Source organism: Streptomyces sp. JH34, assembly GCF_029428875.1.
Lineage (GTDB): Bacteria > Actinomycetota > Actinomycetes > Streptomycetales > Streptomycetaceae > Streptomyces.
This window is the reverse complement of sequence record NZ_JAJSOO010000001.1, coordinates 4,627,910-4,642,232: the sequence shown is the minus strand read 5'-3', so window position 1 is coordinate 4,642,232 and position 14,323 is coordinate 4,627,910. Positions and strand designations below refer to the sequence as shown.

Genomic DNA, 14,323 nt, shown 5'->3' with positions numbered 1-14,323 from the left:
AAGGAGAGGATGGTTCCACCGCGGTGAGGCGGTTCAGCGGGCAACGGCGAGGAGGCCCCGAGCGCTGCCCTGGTGCGCGACGACCGGCAGTGCCGTGAGCCGGCGGTCCAGGAGCGCGTCCTCGGTCGCGACGACCGTGGTCACGGGTGAGGTGAACGGCCCACTGTCGCCGAGGATGTCACGCAGCTGGACCCGGTCCGTGTACGCGGAACTGTCACGGACCGCGGTGAGCTGGTCCAGGGTGACCAGGTGGACGCACAGGCCGTCGTTGTCGCAGACGACCAGGTGCCCCGTGCGGGCCCCGGCCATGACGGCCAGAGCGACTTCGATGGTCATGTCGTCGCACACCTGCGGTGCGCCCGGGTCCGCCGGGTCTGCCGCAGTCCTGTGTGAGCGGGTGCCGTCTGTCGAGCGGGACTGCATCTGAACCAGCGTCAAAGGGTGCCTCCGGCAGTGGTGGGTACATTTCCTGATCACAAAGGTTTTCAGGCCGCCGCCCACGGGCCGGAATCGAATTCGAAAGCGAAGTCGCCATGCGGTTGATTCCGTGCGGGGCGCAGACGATGAAAATGGGTGCCGCCCTCGGGTGCGAGATACCGGATTTCGGCCCGCGCGGCCCCGAAACAGCGTGGACCCCTGGAGAAGAGCTGGGAGCGACTCTGCCCCACAGATGGCATCACTGGAGGAAATTCCCGCAGCTGGGGCCCGCACCCCGAGGGATGCGGGCCCCAGCTGCACGTGCGCGCCGACGTCAGGCGGGAACGATGTTCTCGGCCGTCGGGCCCTTCTGGCTCGGCACGATGTCGAAGGTGACCCTCTGGCCTTCGAGCAGCTCACGGAAGCCCTGGGCGGCGATGTTCGAGAAGTGTGCGAACACATCAGCGCCTCCACCGTCCTGCTCGATGAAGCCGAAACCCTTGGCCGCGTTGAACCACTTCACAGTGCCGGACGCCATGTCTTGTCTCCTTGCGGGGCAGTACGCCGACACCCGCAATCACGGATACCGGGTCGCCGCGATGATGCCCCACCCGGAGAAAAACCGGATATATAAAAACGCTTCCGCGAGTAACTGTCGGCGCACGCGTTGAAGTTTTCGGGAACCACAACTGCAACTGCGACCGAGAGTAGCACGAGGTAGTGACCCGCGTACGGCCGGTAGAGCAAATTCGTTCGCTGTGATAAACACGCTGCCCGCGCGGCGCATTTAACTCTCGTCCCGCGGTAATAGATATTGCCTCACGCGCGACACAGTGTTCCCGGAAGCAGTGGCCCCACCTGCGCTTCGGCGGGCACGGGTACCGCGGCGGCGCCCGCCCCCGTCCGACGCGACCGGCGAACCCGCCCTGATGCGTTCAGGGCCGCCGCCCTCCGTCCCGATTCCGCCACACCCGCCGACCGGCGTTCATGGCGTGCCGGACGGAGGGCCGGACCGTCTCAGCCCGCGGCCGTCGGGTTCCCCGAAGCGGCGGCGCGGTATTCGGCGTTGATGCGCTGGGCTTCTTCGAGCTGGTCTTCGAGGATGACGATGCGACAGGCGGCTTCGATGGGTGTGCCCTGGTCGACGAGTTCCCGGGCTCGGGCGGCGATGCGCAACTGGTAGCGGGAGTAGCGCCGGTGTCCACCCTCGGAACGGAGCGGGGTGATCAGGCGAGCTTCGCCGACGGCGCGGAGGAAGCCCTGCGTGGTGCCGAGCATCTCGGCGGCCCGGCCCATGGTGTAGGCGGGGTAGTCGTCGTCGTCGAGACGACCGAACGAGTCGCCTGCTGTCATGTACACCTCTCTGTGGAACGCTCGAGGGGCCCGGGTGCCGTACGGCACCCGGGCCCCGAAGAAACAACTACACCACCTGCCGACCGTGGTTACTGCGTCGGCCCTCTGTTTCCGCCGACCCGACCTGGAAGCTGTCGGGTACGCGGGGATCGCGGTTGCTTGACCGGAGACCACCTCACTATCGATGTCCTGCGGTACCCGGGCTCAACGCTTCCACCCGGGCGATCCTGATGGCGCCTGGTTCCTCCGTCCTTCCCTCTGGATCAATCACTTGCGTACATCTGGTACTGCTCACGGCGGCCCCTGACGACTGCGGGCCACCCGGTCCGGCCGTCAGTCCCGTCGCCGCCCTGCAACAACCATGGCTTCGGAACTCCACCGCCGTACCGTCCTGCTCACTGCGGATGCTGCCGCCCGGCAGTTCGTCTCTGCCGGGCCCTGCCGTCTCTCTGGCTACGAGAGAAACCATATCCACGTCATGACCCAATGTCTACTCCCGCCGACATAGATTTCCGGAACCTGGGTGATGAGATAGTCGGTATCTGCCACGGGTCAGTCGTGGCATGCGCCACCGATGCGCGGCGGAGCGCGAACCGAACGGTGGCACCGGAGGTTTCGGCCGATCCCGGCCTGACCGCCCTGATCCGCCGCCCCTCGTGCCGGCGGGCTCACCGGCCGCAGGCCCGGCCGGCCCGCGAAACGCTCCCGCCCGGATCCGGACATCCTGCCGGAACCACTCGGGGCTCCGGGCGTCGTCGCCCTACAGTGTCGTGTCAGTGCACGGCCCGACCTCCCGCGCCGTGTCCGGGCCACTCCCGCGGCCCGGACGCCTGCGGTCGAGGACCGGCCCGGCCGGCGACTCCGAGGGGGAGCGGACGCCGACCGGGCCAGGTGTCCCGTCGCGGGCGGTTCGGACGTGGCACGTCAGGTGGTGCGGGACTCCCGCGCGGACTTCTCCGCCGTCAGGTACGCGGAGACGACGACATTGGCCGTGTACGCACGGGACTTGTGGTCGTACGTACCGCCGCAGGTGATCAGCCGCAGCTCCGCCCGCCCGTCCTCACGCGGTCCGTACGCCTTCTGCGCGTCGAAACGTTCCCGGGTGAAGACCTGCACGTCGTCGATGGTGAACTCGGCGGTCTTCCCGTCGGACCGGCTCACCCGGACCTTCTCGCCGGGCTTCGCGGCACTGAGCCCGTAGAACACGGCGGGCTTCGTCTCGGTGTCGACATGACCGACGAAGAGAGCGGCGCCCTCCGTCCCCGGTTCGGTGCCGTCCGCATACCAGCCGACGGCCTTCGGCGTCTCGAACGGCGGGGGCTCGATCGCCCCTTCGGCGTCGAGGCCGCGCGGCACGACGGTCGCGTCGATCCCGACGGAGGGGATCTGGACCCGCTGCGGCGCGGCTCCGTCGAGCGGATCGTGGGCCGGGGGCAGTGGTACGCCCAGGGGGCGGCCGACCGCGGCGACGTCACCGGTCGTCGGGGCCGAGTTGCCGGCGGTGGCGGCGCGGCCCCACAGCCACAGCCCCAGCAGGAGAACGGCCCAGGTGACACCCGTCAGCAGGCGGCCGGTTCCGGCGGGGCGCTCCGGGGCGGACATGTCAGTGGAGCGCCGAGCGACGGCGGCGCACGCCGCGGAACGCGACGGCGACGGCCGCGACGGCGCCCAGTCCGAGACCGATCACCGCGTGCCGGGTGCCGGGGCCCTCGTCGGCAGCGGCCTCCTCGGCGAGCACCGCGGTGCCTCCACCGCCGGCCCGTACGGGGGCGACGGGCGAGGGGCGGCCGTGATGGACGACCGTGACCGTGCCGGTGGCCTTGCCGTGGCCGTCCTTGCAGGTCACCCAGATCTCGTAGTCGTCGGGTGCGGCGTCCGAACGGATCCGGGCGTGGGCGACGAGGCCTTTGCCGTCGGCCGGTTCGAAGCGCGCTTCCGAGGCGAAGGCCTCGGAGTTGCCTCGGGCCGACCTGTCCTTGCCACAGACGTCGACCCGGAGTTCCACCTCCCCGCCGGGGGAGACACGGGACGGGCTGACCGAGACCGTTCCCGGACGCTTCTCGCCCGAGGGGTCGTCGGCCTGCGGAGCGGCCAGTGCGGCGGACGTGGGAAGGGCTATCGTCCCGGCCACGATCGCGGCACAGAAAGTGAGGGGCAGTGAACGCATCGTAAACCTCCTGAAGGAAGGTTCACGCCTGCGAGGCCGTCCCGCATCCGCTGTAGCCCGCTCGGGTCACGGCATGGGCAGGTCGACCAGGTCGACGAGGTCCGCGATCGAGTCGACCACCGTGGAGGGCCGGAACGGGTAGCGGTCCATGTCGGCCTCCGTGGTCAGGCCGGTGAGGACCAGGAAGGTCTGCATCCCCGCCTCCAGGCCGGCCAGCACGTCGGTGTCCATCCGGTCGCCGATCATGGCGGAGGTCTCGGAGTGGGCGCCGATCGCGTTGAGCCCGGTCCGCATCATCAGCGGGTTGGGCTTGCCCGCGAAGTACGGCGCCTTGCCGGTGGCCTTGGTGATCAGCGCCGCGACGGAACCGGTCGCGGGCAGCGGGCCCTCGGCGGACGGGCCGGTCTCGTCGGGGTTGGTGCAGATGAAGCGGGCACCGCCGTTGATCAGCCGGATCGCCTTGGTGAGTGCCTCGAAGCTGTAGGTGCGGGTTTCCCCGAGAACGACGTAATCGGGCTCGTGGTCGGTGAGCACGTAGCCGATGTCGTGCAGCGCCGTGGTGAGGCCCGCCTCGCCGATGACGTACGCCGTGCCGCGCGGCCGCTGGTCGTCGAGGAACTGGGCGGTGGCCAGGGCGGAGGTCCAGATGTTCTCCACGGGCACGTCCAGCCCCATGCGCTTGAGGCGCGCGTGCAGGTCGCGGGCGGTGTAGATGGAGTTGTTGGTGAGGACCAGGAAGGGCAGTCCGGAATCCCGCAGCCGCTTGATGAAGGCGTCGGCCCCGGGGATCGGCGTGCCCTCGTGGATGAGGACACCGTCCATGTCGGTCAGCCAGGATTCGATCGGCTTGCGCTCTGCCATGTGACGGGCTCCTGCCGTACGCGCTGTGCACTCAGAGGTGCTGGACGCCGGCGGCACCGCGTTGTGCAGCGCCGACGCCCCCGATTTTAGGCTGCCCGTTCTTGCGGACGGAACCGGTTGATCACACAGACCTGGCGTACCGGATGATCAGCGGCGTCCTGCGCGCAGGCGCCGGGACCAGAGCAGGGCGGCCGCTCCGGTGAGGACGAGCGTGACGGCGGCGAGACCGGCCCGGAGCGCGCGGGCCTGGCCGGTGCGGGCGAGTTCCGGCACGGGGTCGCCCTCCGCGTCCATCGTGGCCCCGTCGTCCCCCGGCGCCTCGATTCCGCCGTCGACGACGACGAAGGAGTAGGCGGCGGACTCACCCACCCAGTCCCCGTCGCCGCCGGTCCGCTCCGCGTCGTCCTCGGCGGTGCGCCGCTGGACGATGGCGGCGTGGGCCGTGACCTCGCCCGGCCGGGTGTCGGAGGTGAACGCCATCCGGACCTCGACCGTCACGGTCTGCTTCGCGGGGACGGTGAAGCCGGGGAAGTCGTCGTCGTGCTCCCCGCTGCCGAAGACGCCGATCTGTTCGTCACGGTCGGTGGACTCCCAGCTCACCCGGTGTTCCTCGTCGGGGTGCGCCCGCTCGGTGAACTCCAGCTGGATCTGCTCGGCCGTGAGCGTCCGGTCCTCGTCGGTGAGCACCAGGACGGGGTGGATGGAGTGGCACGACTCAGAGGTCGTGTTGGTGAGGTCGAGGAACCAGGTCCCGTAGCCGCCGCCGGAGGCGTAGGTGTCGGGGCCACCGTGGATCCGTGTCTCGATGGGGAAGTCCTCGGCGTCCGGATCGCCGCAGGCGGGAAGGTCCGGGGCCCCGAGGGCCACGGCACCGGTCGCGGCGGGCACGGTGACCGGGATGGCGACGGCGGCCGGGACACCGAGGAGGCTCACCGGGACGACCAGCCCGGCGGCGAGTCCGAGGCGGGTGAGGGCACGGCCGTCGCGCAGCCGTGCGGGGGGTCTGCTGGACATGGTGGATCACCCTTCGCTGCTCGCGAACGGCCGGGCGGGGCCACCCGCTGGGGCGGCGGCACCGCCACACGCGGCCGGACGTACGGCCATGGCGACACGTTTCAGTGCGCGACGCTGTCACGCGCGCGCACGGGGCCGCCATCGCTCGGCGGCGTGCACCGCCCGTTCGGGGGTCACGATCCGCTCGATCGGCCCCGCCCGGTGCCCCCCTGCCGCCCCTGTGCGACCGGGGTCCGCTCGCCGCCGCCCTCCCCGGCCCGGCCGAAGAGCGGGGCGAGCACCAGCTGGGCCGCTCCCTCCGCGACGGACCGGTCCCCGCCGCCGGCCACGGTGACGGGGACCGCGGCGGTGACGCCCTCCCGCCGCGCGCGCTCCTCGATGACGGCGCGGACCCCGCTCACGTAGGCGTCCTCGTGGGCGGCGACGGTGCGCCCGCCGAGGACCACCCGGTCGATGTCGAGGAGCCCGACGAGGTTGGCGGCGCCCGCTCCGAGGACCCGGGCCGCCTCGGCGATGTCGCCGCGGGAGTCGGCCGTCAGGCAGAGCGCCTCGATGCAGCCGCGTCCGCCGCAGTCGCACGGGGGGCCGTCCAGTTGGAGCGTCTGGTGGCCGAACTCCCCGGCGCCGGTGCGGGCTCCGCGGTGCACGGCCCCTCCGAGGACGAGCCCGGCGCCGAGCCCGGTACCCAGGTGGAGATAGGCGAAGTCGGCGTCGGCCCGCTCCCTCAGTGCGAGGCCGAGGGCGGCGGCGTTGGTGTCCTTGTCGACGACGACGGGCAGCCCGGTCCGTTCGGCGAGGGCGTCGCGAAGCGGGTAGCCGTCCCACTGCGGGAAGCCGGTGACCCGGTGCAGCACCCCGCCCCTGTGGTCCAGCGGGCCGGGCAGGGCTGCGCCCACGCCGAAGACCTGGGGGGCCGCGGTCCCGGGGGGCCGTGGGGCGTCCGCCCGTACCGTCTGCACCGCGTGGGCGGCCGTGGTGAGGACCTCGGCTGCCGGGGCTCCGAGGTCGAGCGGGAAGGCGCGGGTCGCGACCGTGGTGCCGGCGAGGTCGGCGAGGACGGCGGTGAGTTCGTCGCGGTCCAGGTGGAGCCCGACCGCGTATCCGGCGTCCGGGACCAGGCGCAGGACGGTGCGGGGCTTGCCCCCGGTGGAGGCGAGCCGGCCCGCCTCCGCGGCGAGGCCCTCCGCCCTGAGCCGGGCGGTGATCTTGCTGACGGCCTGCGGGGTGAGTCCGGTGCGCTCGGCGAGCTCCAGCCGGCTGATGCCCTGCTCACCGGCCACGCGCAGCAGGTCGAGGACGAGCGACGCGTTGTGGTGGCGCAGGGCAGGGAGATTCGCCCCGTCGCTCCTGCTGTTACTCCTGTTCACCGCACCATTGTCCCCATCGCTTGCACTTTGGCAACAGCGTTGCTTAAGTGGTTCGCATGACTGCCAACGCTCCTCTCCGCGTCGGGCTCGTCGGCTACGGCCTGGCGGGTTCCGTCTTCCACGCCCCGCTGGTCTCCGCGACCGGGGGCCTCGTCCTCGACACGGTCGTCACGTCGAACGAGGAGCGGCAGGCTCAGGCCCGCGCCGAGTTCCCCGGCCTGCGGCTGGTCTCCTCGCCCGAGGAGCTGTGGAAGCGCGCGGACGAGCTGGACCTGATCGTGATCGCCTCGCCGAACAGGACCCACGTCCCCCTCGCGAAGGCCGCCCTGGAGGCGGGGCTTCCGGTGGTCGTGGACAAGCCCCTCGCCGGTACGGCCGCCGAGGCGCGCGAGCTGGCCGCGCTGGCCGCGGAGCGGGGGCTGCTGCTCTCCGTGTTCCAGAACCGCCGCTGGGACAACGACTTCCTCACGCTGGCCGGCCTGATCGAGCAGGGCGAGCTCGGCGAGGTGCTGCGTTTCGAGTCGCGCTTCGAGCGGTGGCGCCCGCAGCTGAAGGGCGGCTGGCGCGAGTCGGGCGACCCGGAGGAGATCGGCGGGCTGCTGTACGACCTGGGCAGCCATGTCGTCGACCAGGCGCTCACCCTGTTCGGACCGGCGGTGCAGGTGTACGCGGAGTCGGATGTGCGCCGCCCGGGCGCGGCGGCCGACGACGACACCTTCATCGCGATCACACACGTCAACGGGGTGCGCTCGCACCTGTACGCGAGCGCCACCACGGCGCAGCTCGGCCCGCGGTTCAGGGTGCTCGGTTCGAAGGCCGGCTATGTGAAGTACGGCCTGGACCCGCAGGAGGCGGCTCTGCGCGAGGGTGCGCGTCCGACGGCCGGCGAGCCGTGGGGCGAGGAGCCCGTGGAGCTGTGGGGGCGGGTCGGTTCCGGTGAGTCCCCGCTGACCGGCGGCGGCGACCCGGTCCGCACGCTGCCGGGTGACTACCCCGCGTACTACGCCGCTGTGGCCTCCGCCCTGCGCGGTGAGGGCGAGAACCCGGTGACGGCGCTGCAGGCCGCCGCCGCGCTCGACGTCCTGGAGGCGGCACGGCGCTCGGCCCGCGAGGGCGTGTCCGTGACCCTCCTTCCCCACGACGACGAGGAGCAGCACGCATGAGCACCGATGCACCGACCGTGTCCGAGCTGATCGCGCAGGAGCGGCGTCTGACGCTGCCGCGCTTCGGCTACGACGACGCGTACGCCTTGGGCGGTCTGCTGGTCGCACTGGCCCGTGAGCGGCACGCCCCGGTCGCGATCGACATCCGGCGGGGCGCCCAGCAGCTCTTCCACGCGGCGCTGCCGGGTTCGAGCGCGGACAACGACGCCTGGATCGACCGCAAGCGCAGGGTCGTGGAGCGGTACGGGGAGAGCTCGTACCTCGTCGGGACCCGTTTCCGGGCGAAGGGCACGACGTTCGAGCAGTCCTCGCGACTGGACCTGGACGTGTACGCCGCGCACGGCGGCTCGTTCCCGATCGCCGTGGAGGGTGCGGGCGTGATCGGTTCGGTCACGGTGTCCGGTCTGCCGCAGGCCGAGGACCACGCGCTGGTGGTGCGGGCGCTGGAGCAGTTCACGGCGCGCCCGCAGGACTGAGGGAAGGCGCACCCTCAGGCGTGGGGGACGGCCGAAGCGGCCGCCGGGAGACCCCGGCGGCCGCTTTTGTGCGGACAGCCTCAGGCGTCCTTGAGTTCCTGGCGCTGGCGTCCGAGCCCCTCGATCTCGAGCTCCACGACGTCGCCCGCGCGGAGATAGGGCTTCGGCTCGGGGTGGCCCATGGCCACACCGGCGGGGGTGCCGGTGTTGATCACGTCGCCCGGGTAGAGCGTCATGAAGTGGCTCAGATAGCGCACCACCTCGCCGACCGGGAAGATCTGCTGCGCCGTCGTGCCGTCCTGCTTCAGCTCCCCGTTGACCCACAGCTTCAGCGGCAGCGCCTGCGGGTCGGGCACCTCGTCGGCTGTGACCAGCCAGGGACCGAGCGGGTTGAACGTCTCGCAGTTCTTGCCCTTGTCCCAGGTGCCGCCGCGCTCGATCTGGAACTCCCGCTCGGAGACGTCGTGGGAGGTCGCGTATCCGGCGACGTGCCCGAGCGCCTCCTCGGCGGTCTCCAGGTAGCGGGCGGTGCGGCCGATGACGACGGCGAGCTCGACCTCCCAGTCGGTCTTGCGGCTGCGGCGCGGTACGAGGACGGTGTCCTCGGGGCCGACGACGGTGTCGGGGGCCTTGAAGAACAGGATCGGCTCGTCCGGGATCGCGGCTCCCGTCTCGGCCGCGTGGTCGTGGTAGTTCAGCCCGATGCACACGATCTTGCCGATCCGCCCGAGAGGCGGTCCGACCCGGAGGCCGTCCGCGTCGAGCGGGGGAAGAACGTCGGGCGTCTGTGCCGCCTCGCGTACCCGGGCCAGCGCCGAGGCGTCGGCGAGGAGCTCGCCGTCGATGTCGGCGACGAGGCCCGAAAGGTCACGCAAGGTCCCGTTACGGTCCAGCAGCGCAGGGCGTTCCGAACCCGCGGCACCCACTCGAAGAAGCTTCAACGGTCCATCTCCCCTTGGTCGTGTTCGAGCCCGTCGATGGGTTGCGGCCGACGAAGGGCTTGGCTGATCCTCCAAGACATCGGATCACTCCGCAAGACCCTGTTCACGCACTGGACCCGGACCGCTCAGACGGCGGGGGCGACGGCGGCCTCGGCGGCCGGGGTCTCCCGGTAGAGGTAGGCGCGCTCCAGGGCCGTCCAGGTGGTACTCGTGACGATGTACAGAGCCGCCGCGAGCGGCACGTAGGCGACGGAGACGAGGGTCAGGAAGGACATCAGCGGCATGACCTTCGTCATCGCGCCCATGCCGGGGACGGGCTGTCCGTCCGGGCCGGTGGCCGGCGTCATGGGGTTCGCCGCCATCTGCCGCTTGGTGCGTCCGTAGTTGAAGGTGGCGACGGCGGCGACGATCACGAAGAGCCCGAGGTAGACGAGTCCCTGCTGGCCGAAGGGCCCGCCCGCGGAGAGCGCGTGGTGCCAGCGCTCGCCGAGCGGGGCGCCGAAGAGCTCGTGGCCGAGCAGCGAGTTCGGGTCGCCGCCGATGCTCTGACTGGAGAAGAGGTGGTACAGCAGGAAGAAGGCGGGCATCTGGAGCAGGCTCGGCAGGCATCCGGAGAGGGGCGAGACCTTCTCCTTCGCGTGGAGCTCCATGAGCGCCTTCTGCATCCGGTCGGGGTTCTTGGAGTGCTTCTTGCGCAGTTCGGCGATCTGCGGCTGGAGCTTGGTGCGGGCCTTCTGCCCGCGCGCCGCCGCCCGCGAGAGGGGGTGGACGGCGAGCCGCACGAGGGCGGTGAACAGGACGATCGCGGCGGCGGTGGACGCGTTCTGGAAGAGCGGCTGGAGCAGGTCGGCGAAGGCGCCGACCAGGCTCGCGAAAGCGGACATGAAAGCGGACATGGGTGAGCCCTCCGGGGGTCTCGTCGTGCCGGGGAGTGATGACTCGGCAGGACGACCCGCGCGGGGGGCGTGACGGATGTGCCCTCTACGCGGTCGTCAGGAGGGCGGTCCCGGGCGCTCGGGGCCTGGTGCGGCCCCGGGCGTCGGGGTCGCGTTGCGGGAGGAACGCGGTGCGCTTCTCCCGGTCGCGCATGGCGGTGCGCACTCTCGTACGGGGCACGGGGGCGGCGCAGCGGGCGCTGATGACGGCGCAGACGAGGAGGGCCGAGCCGGCGGCCGCGGTGGCGGCGAGCGCGACGGCGGCGGAGAAGCCGCCGCCCTCGGCGAGGAGTACCTCGGTCAGGAACAGGACGAGGAAGGCGGCGGGGCGGAAGAGGCGGACGACTGCCCGGCGTACGCGGTTCATGTCGTCGTTCATCGGCCCTCCCCCTCGCTTCGCGTTCGATCGTGTCCTTCAGCCGTTATACACGATCGGCGTCCAGCGGCTGAAGGAGCCGGCGGGGGGAGAGCAGCGCCCGGCTGACGGGGTCCTCGGGATCGGGGTCGAGTCCGGTGCCGGGCCGCATCTCCACGTCCTCCAGCGGTACGCCGGTGTTGCCGCAGGCCGGGCACTGCCCGTAGACGCCGAGCTCGGTGCCGCAGTCGGCGTGGAAGAAGAGGCGCATGGGGAGGGTGCCCTCGATGTGCTCGCGGCCCCAGAGACCGAGGGAGCGCACGGTGGGCCAGAGGGCCTTGCCGCTGTCGGTGAGGACGTACTCGTCGCGCGGCGGCGACTCCTGGTAGCGCACCTTGGCCAGGACCCCGGCCTCGGTGAGGGCCTGGAGGCGGGAGGCCAGGACGGCGCGTGGGATGCCGAGGTGGCCGAGGAAGTCGTTGTAGCGGCGTACGCCGTAGAAGGCGTCGCGCACGACGAGCAGGGTCCAGCGTTCGCCGACCACTTCGAGAGCGCGGGCGATCGAGCACTGCTGTGCCGCGTAGTCCTTGCCGAGAGCCATGGACACGACTTTACCCCCTTCGGTTCGGTGAATGAACCTACCCGTGCTAGCGTGTGCCGCTCAGTAGGTTCATTCAACGAACCTTCGGCCATGAGCCTGGTCAGCAGGCGGGCCGATCCCCGGAGGGACGTCATGACCCAGCAGCCCGTACGGACCGCCACCGCTCCCGCGCCACGGCCCGTCCGCCTCCGCCCGCCGCACCGGCCCGGTGCGACCCTCGCCGTCACCAGCGCCGCCACCGCCGTAGCGCTGATGAACTACACCGCGCCGATGGCGGCGCTCCCCGCCCTCTCCGCCGCCTTCGCCACCCCGCCGGCCGCCCAGGCGTGGCTGCTCAACGGGGCGCCGCTCGGTCTCGCGGTGCTGCTGCTGGTGGCGGGCAGCCTGGCCGACGACTTCGGCCGTCGCAGGCTGTTCCTCATCGGCACCTTCGGCCTCGGCGTGACCACCGCGCTCGGCGCCCTCACCACGAACACCGTCGGCTTCACCCTCGCCCGGGCCGGTCAGGGCGCCGCGAGTGCGGCGATCCTGGCCACGAGCCTCGGGCTGCTGGTCGGCGCCTATCCGGTCGGCCATGCGCGGATCAAGGCCATGGGGGTGTGGGGCGCGTTCGTCAGCGCCGGGATCGCACTGGGCCCACTGCTCGCGGGCTCGCTCGGCGGCCTCGACTGGCGGCTCACGTACCTCGCCCTGGGCCTCGGCGCCCTCGTCACCGGGATATTCGCGGTCCGGACGCTCACCGAGTCCCGCGCGCCCCGCGCCGGGCGGCCCGACATCGTGGGCGCCGCCGTGCTCGGTCTGGCGATGACCGCGCTGCTGACGGCGCTGACACTCGGCCGTGACGGCTGGCTGCGCGCGCCCGTCGGGCTGCTGCTGCTCGCGGCCCTGGCGCTGACCGCCGTGTTCGCCGTGGTGGAGCGCCGCGCGGCGGCCCCGCTGATCGACCTGGCGCTGTTCCGCAGCCGCGCCTTCCTGGCATCGGCGGTGGGTGGCCTGTTCACGGGGCTCTCCGTGATCGGCCTGTTCAGCTATCTGCCGACCCTGCTCCAGCACGCGCTCTCGATGTCCGCGCTCGACTCGGCCTGGCTGTTCCTGCTCTGGTCCGGTACGTCGTTCGCCGTGGCCCTGCAGTCGCGGCGGCTGACGGGCCGGGTCTCGGCCCGGCACCAGATGGCGGCCGGTTTCGCGTTCCACGCGGTGGCGGTGCTGCCGATGCTGGGGACGCTGACCGGCGCACCGGGCGACACGGGGGCGTCGGTGTGGGCGCGGCTCGTCCCGGCCCTGGTCGTGGCGGGCGCGGGCAGCGGCCTGATCAACGCGGCACTGCCCCGCCTGGCGGTCGAGTCCGTACCGGCGGAACGCGCGGCCATGGGGTCCGGCGCCAACAACACCGCCCGCTACCTCGGCTCCTCCGCGGGTGTGGCCGTGACGATCGCGGTGGCGACGACTCCGGCGGGCGCCGACGGGGCGGTGCTGCTGTCCGCCGTCATGGCGGTCGTGGCCACGGCGGGCGTCCTCCTCCTCCGGGAGCACTGAGCGCCATCCCGGCCCGCACGCCCCCGGGCTCCGGGCCGGGTGTTCTCCCCACCGCCCTCCAGCCTTCATCAGCACTGCGGCCCGCGCCCTCTCACCTCACCCCGGTCCCGCAGTACCGTGTGGCCATGCGCCCCGACACGCCTGCCGACCACATCACCGAAGCCGAGCGCCTGCTCCGCACCGCGGGGCAGTATCCCGAGGACCACGAACCGCTGTTCCTCCAAGCCGCGGCCCACCTGGAGCTCGCCGGAGAGCGCGCCCGCGCGAGCACCCTCTACGACGAACTGCTGGCCTCCACCGACATCGCCATCGAGAACCCGCACCGGGTCAAGGCACTCAAGGCGTCCAACCTGTGGGAGTACGGCCACGAGGCGGAGGCCCGCGCGATCATCGACGGCATCCGCGCCGCCGGTCCGCTCGACGCGGCACCGTGGGAGATCGCCGCGGAGACCCTCGAGGCGCACGACGAGCTCGAGGCGGCCCACGACTTCTTCTCGACCGCGCTGACGCTCCTCCTCGCGCCGGGCGAGGAAGTCCCGTACGCCACCGAGTCGCTGCTGATCGGGCGGCACCGGGTGCGCAGGCTGATGGGTGTCGCCCATGACGCGTGGGACGAGCTGGCCGACACCCTCCACACGGCCGCCGTCCCCCTCGACGAGCTGCACGACCCGAAGCGCCTGTGGGCCCTCGGCTCCTCGGACCCGGGCGAGCTGCGGGCGGAGATCAACCGACTGCGCGCCGAACTGGGCACCTACCGCAGCGCGTTGTCCCGTCCGTTCCCCGTCGCCGTACTGCACTGGCCCGAGGACGAGCTGCGTGAACTCCTCGCCGCCTACCCGGAGCTGGCCCAGGAGTACGTCTCGCACGAGGACCATCTGGCGCGCCTGGAGGCCGCGTTGCGGGATCTGCACGCCGCGGGCACACCGAACCTCGGCATCGTGACGGGCACGGTCCCCTCCTACGAGGCGTTCGCCGCCTCGGAGGCCGCGTCCCCCTCCGACCCCGATCTGCTCCCCCAGTACGCGACGACGCTCGCGGCCCGGGGCCGCGCCGTCCCGTGGCCGCCGGCACGGAGCGCGGCGTGCTGGTGCGGTTCGGGGCGTCCCTACCGCTCGTGCCACGGGGTGAGCTGAGAAG

Annotated in this window: 16 protein-coding genes; 4 read left to right on the top strand and 12 right to left on the bottom strand. The window is 71.9% G+C overall.

Annotation, left to right across the window (positions count from 1 at the left end):
• Positions 1-33: 33 nt before the first annotated feature.
• The 8 genes from LWJ43_RS20745 to LWJ43_RS20710 form a co-directional block, all read right to left on the bottom strand.
• Complete coding sequence (locus LWJ43_RS20745; RefSeq protein ID WP_277333719.1) at positions 34-438, bottom strand: CBS domain-containing protein; 405 nt, start codon at positions 436-438, stop codon at positions 34-36.
• Positions 439-751: 313 nt separating this feature from the next.
• Positions 752-955 (bottom strand): cold-shock protein, encoded by a 204-nt coding sequence (locus tag LWJ43_RS20740; protein WP_277333718.1) that lies wholly within the window; start codon positions 953-955, stop codon positions 752-754.
• Between the two features lie 479 nt (positions 956-1,434).
• On the bottom strand, positions 1,435-1,770 hold the full coding sequence (locus LWJ43_RS20735) for a MerR family transcriptional regulator (protein ID WP_277333717.1): 336 nt from the start codon (positions 1,768-1,770) through the stop codon (positions 1,435-1,437).
• A 924-nt stretch (positions 1,771-2,694) separates the two neighbouring features.
• Positions 2,695-3,372: a class F sortase gene (locus LWJ43_RS20730; RefSeq protein WP_277333716.1), complete on the bottom strand. Its 678-nt coding sequence runs from the start codon at positions 3,370-3,372 to the stop codon at positions 2,695-2,697.
• A 1-nt stretch (position 3,373) separates the two neighbouring features.
• Entirely contained in the window at positions 3,374-3,937 is a 564-nt protein-coding gene (locus LWJ43_RS20725) for a hypothetical protein (protein ID WP_277333715.1), read from the bottom strand.
• 66 nt (positions 3,938-4,003) lie between these two features.
• Positions 4,004-4,798, bottom strand: a complete 795-nt coding sequence (locus LWJ43_RS20720; RefSeq protein WP_014156087.1) for an HAD-IIA family hydrolase — start codon at positions 4,796-4,798, stop codon at positions 4,004-4,006.
• Positions 4,799-4,945: 147 nt separating this feature from the next.
• Positions 4,946-5,812 (bottom strand): hypothetical protein, encoded by an 867-nt coding sequence (locus tag LWJ43_RS20715; RefSeq protein ID WP_277333714.1) that lies wholly within the window; start codon positions 5,810-5,812, stop codon positions 4,946-4,948.
• A 173-nt stretch (positions 5,813-5,985) separates the two neighbouring features.
• Complete coding sequence (locus LWJ43_RS20710; protein ID WP_277333713.1) at positions 5,986-7,179, bottom strand: ROK family transcriptional regulator; 1,194 nt, start codon at positions 7,177-7,179, stop codon at positions 5,986-5,988.
• Positions 7,180-7,235: 56 nt separating this feature from the next.
• Here LWJ43_RS20710 and LWJ43_RS20705 point away from each other — a divergent pair, with 56 nt between their 5' ends.
• Together LWJ43_RS20705 and LWJ43_RS20700 are read left to right on the top strand one after the other, a co-directional pair.
• Positions 7,236-8,342, top strand: coding sequence for a Gfo/Idh/MocA family oxidoreductase (locus LWJ43_RS20705; protein WP_277333712.1), 1,107 nt, complete (start codon positions 7,236-7,238; stop codon positions 8,340-8,342).
• Positions 8,339-8,818 carry a heme-degrading domain-containing protein gene (locus LWJ43_RS20700; RefSeq protein WP_277333711.1) on the top strand — a complete coding sequence of 160 codons (480 nt, stop codon included), beginning with the start codon at positions 8,339-8,341 and terminating at the stop codon, positions 8,816-8,818. The genes LWJ43_RS20705 and LWJ43_RS20700 overlap by 4 nt, the downstream gene beginning before the upstream one ends.
• An 80-nt stretch (positions 8,819-8,898) precedes the next feature.
• Here LWJ43_RS20700 and LWJ43_RS20695 read toward each other — a convergent pair whose 3' ends face one another.
• From LWJ43_RS20695 to LWJ43_RS20680, 4 genes are all read right to left on the bottom strand, one after another.
• Positions 8,899-9,759 (bottom strand): fumarylacetoacetate hydrolase family protein, encoded by an 861-nt coding sequence (locus LWJ43_RS20695; protein ID WP_277333710.1) that lies wholly within the window; start codon positions 9,757-9,759, stop codon positions 8,899-8,901.
• Positions 9,760-9,884: 125 nt separating this feature from the next.
• A complete protein-coding gene (locus tag LWJ43_RS20690; protein ID WP_277333709.1) occupies positions 9,885-10,655 on the bottom strand; it encodes a YidC/Oxa1 family membrane protein insertase in 771 nt (256 codons plus the stop codon).
• A gap of 85 nt (positions 10,656-10,740) precedes the next feature.
• Complete coding sequence (locus tag LWJ43_RS20685) at positions 10,741-11,073, bottom strand: DUF6412 domain-containing protein (RefSeq protein ID WP_277333708.1); 333 nt, start codon at positions 11,071-11,073, stop codon at positions 10,741-10,743.
• A 43-nt stretch (positions 11,074-11,116) separates the two neighbouring features.
• Positions 11,117-11,650, bottom strand: coding sequence for a winged helix-turn-helix transcriptional regulator (locus LWJ43_RS20680; protein WP_147963612.1), 534 nt, complete (start codon positions 11,648-11,650; stop codon positions 11,117-11,119).
• A gap of 132 nt (positions 11,651-11,782) precedes the next feature.
• Between LWJ43_RS20680 and LWJ43_RS20675 the strand changes: the two genes are divergently transcribed.
• Together LWJ43_RS20675 and LWJ43_RS20670 are read left to right on the top strand one after the other, a co-directional pair.
• Positions 11,783-13,186 carry an MFS transporter gene (locus LWJ43_RS20675; protein WP_462100955.1) on the top strand — a complete coding sequence of 468 codons (1,404 nt, stop codon included), beginning with the start codon at positions 11,783-11,785 and terminating at the stop codon, positions 13,184-13,186.
• A gap of 125 nt (positions 13,187-13,311) precedes the next feature.
• Positions 13,312-14,319, top strand: a complete 1,008-nt coding sequence (locus tag LWJ43_RS20670; protein ID WP_277333706.1) for an SEC-C domain-containing protein — start codon at positions 13,312-13,314, stop codon at positions 14,317-14,319.
• Positions 14,320-14,323 lie beyond the last annotated feature (4 nt).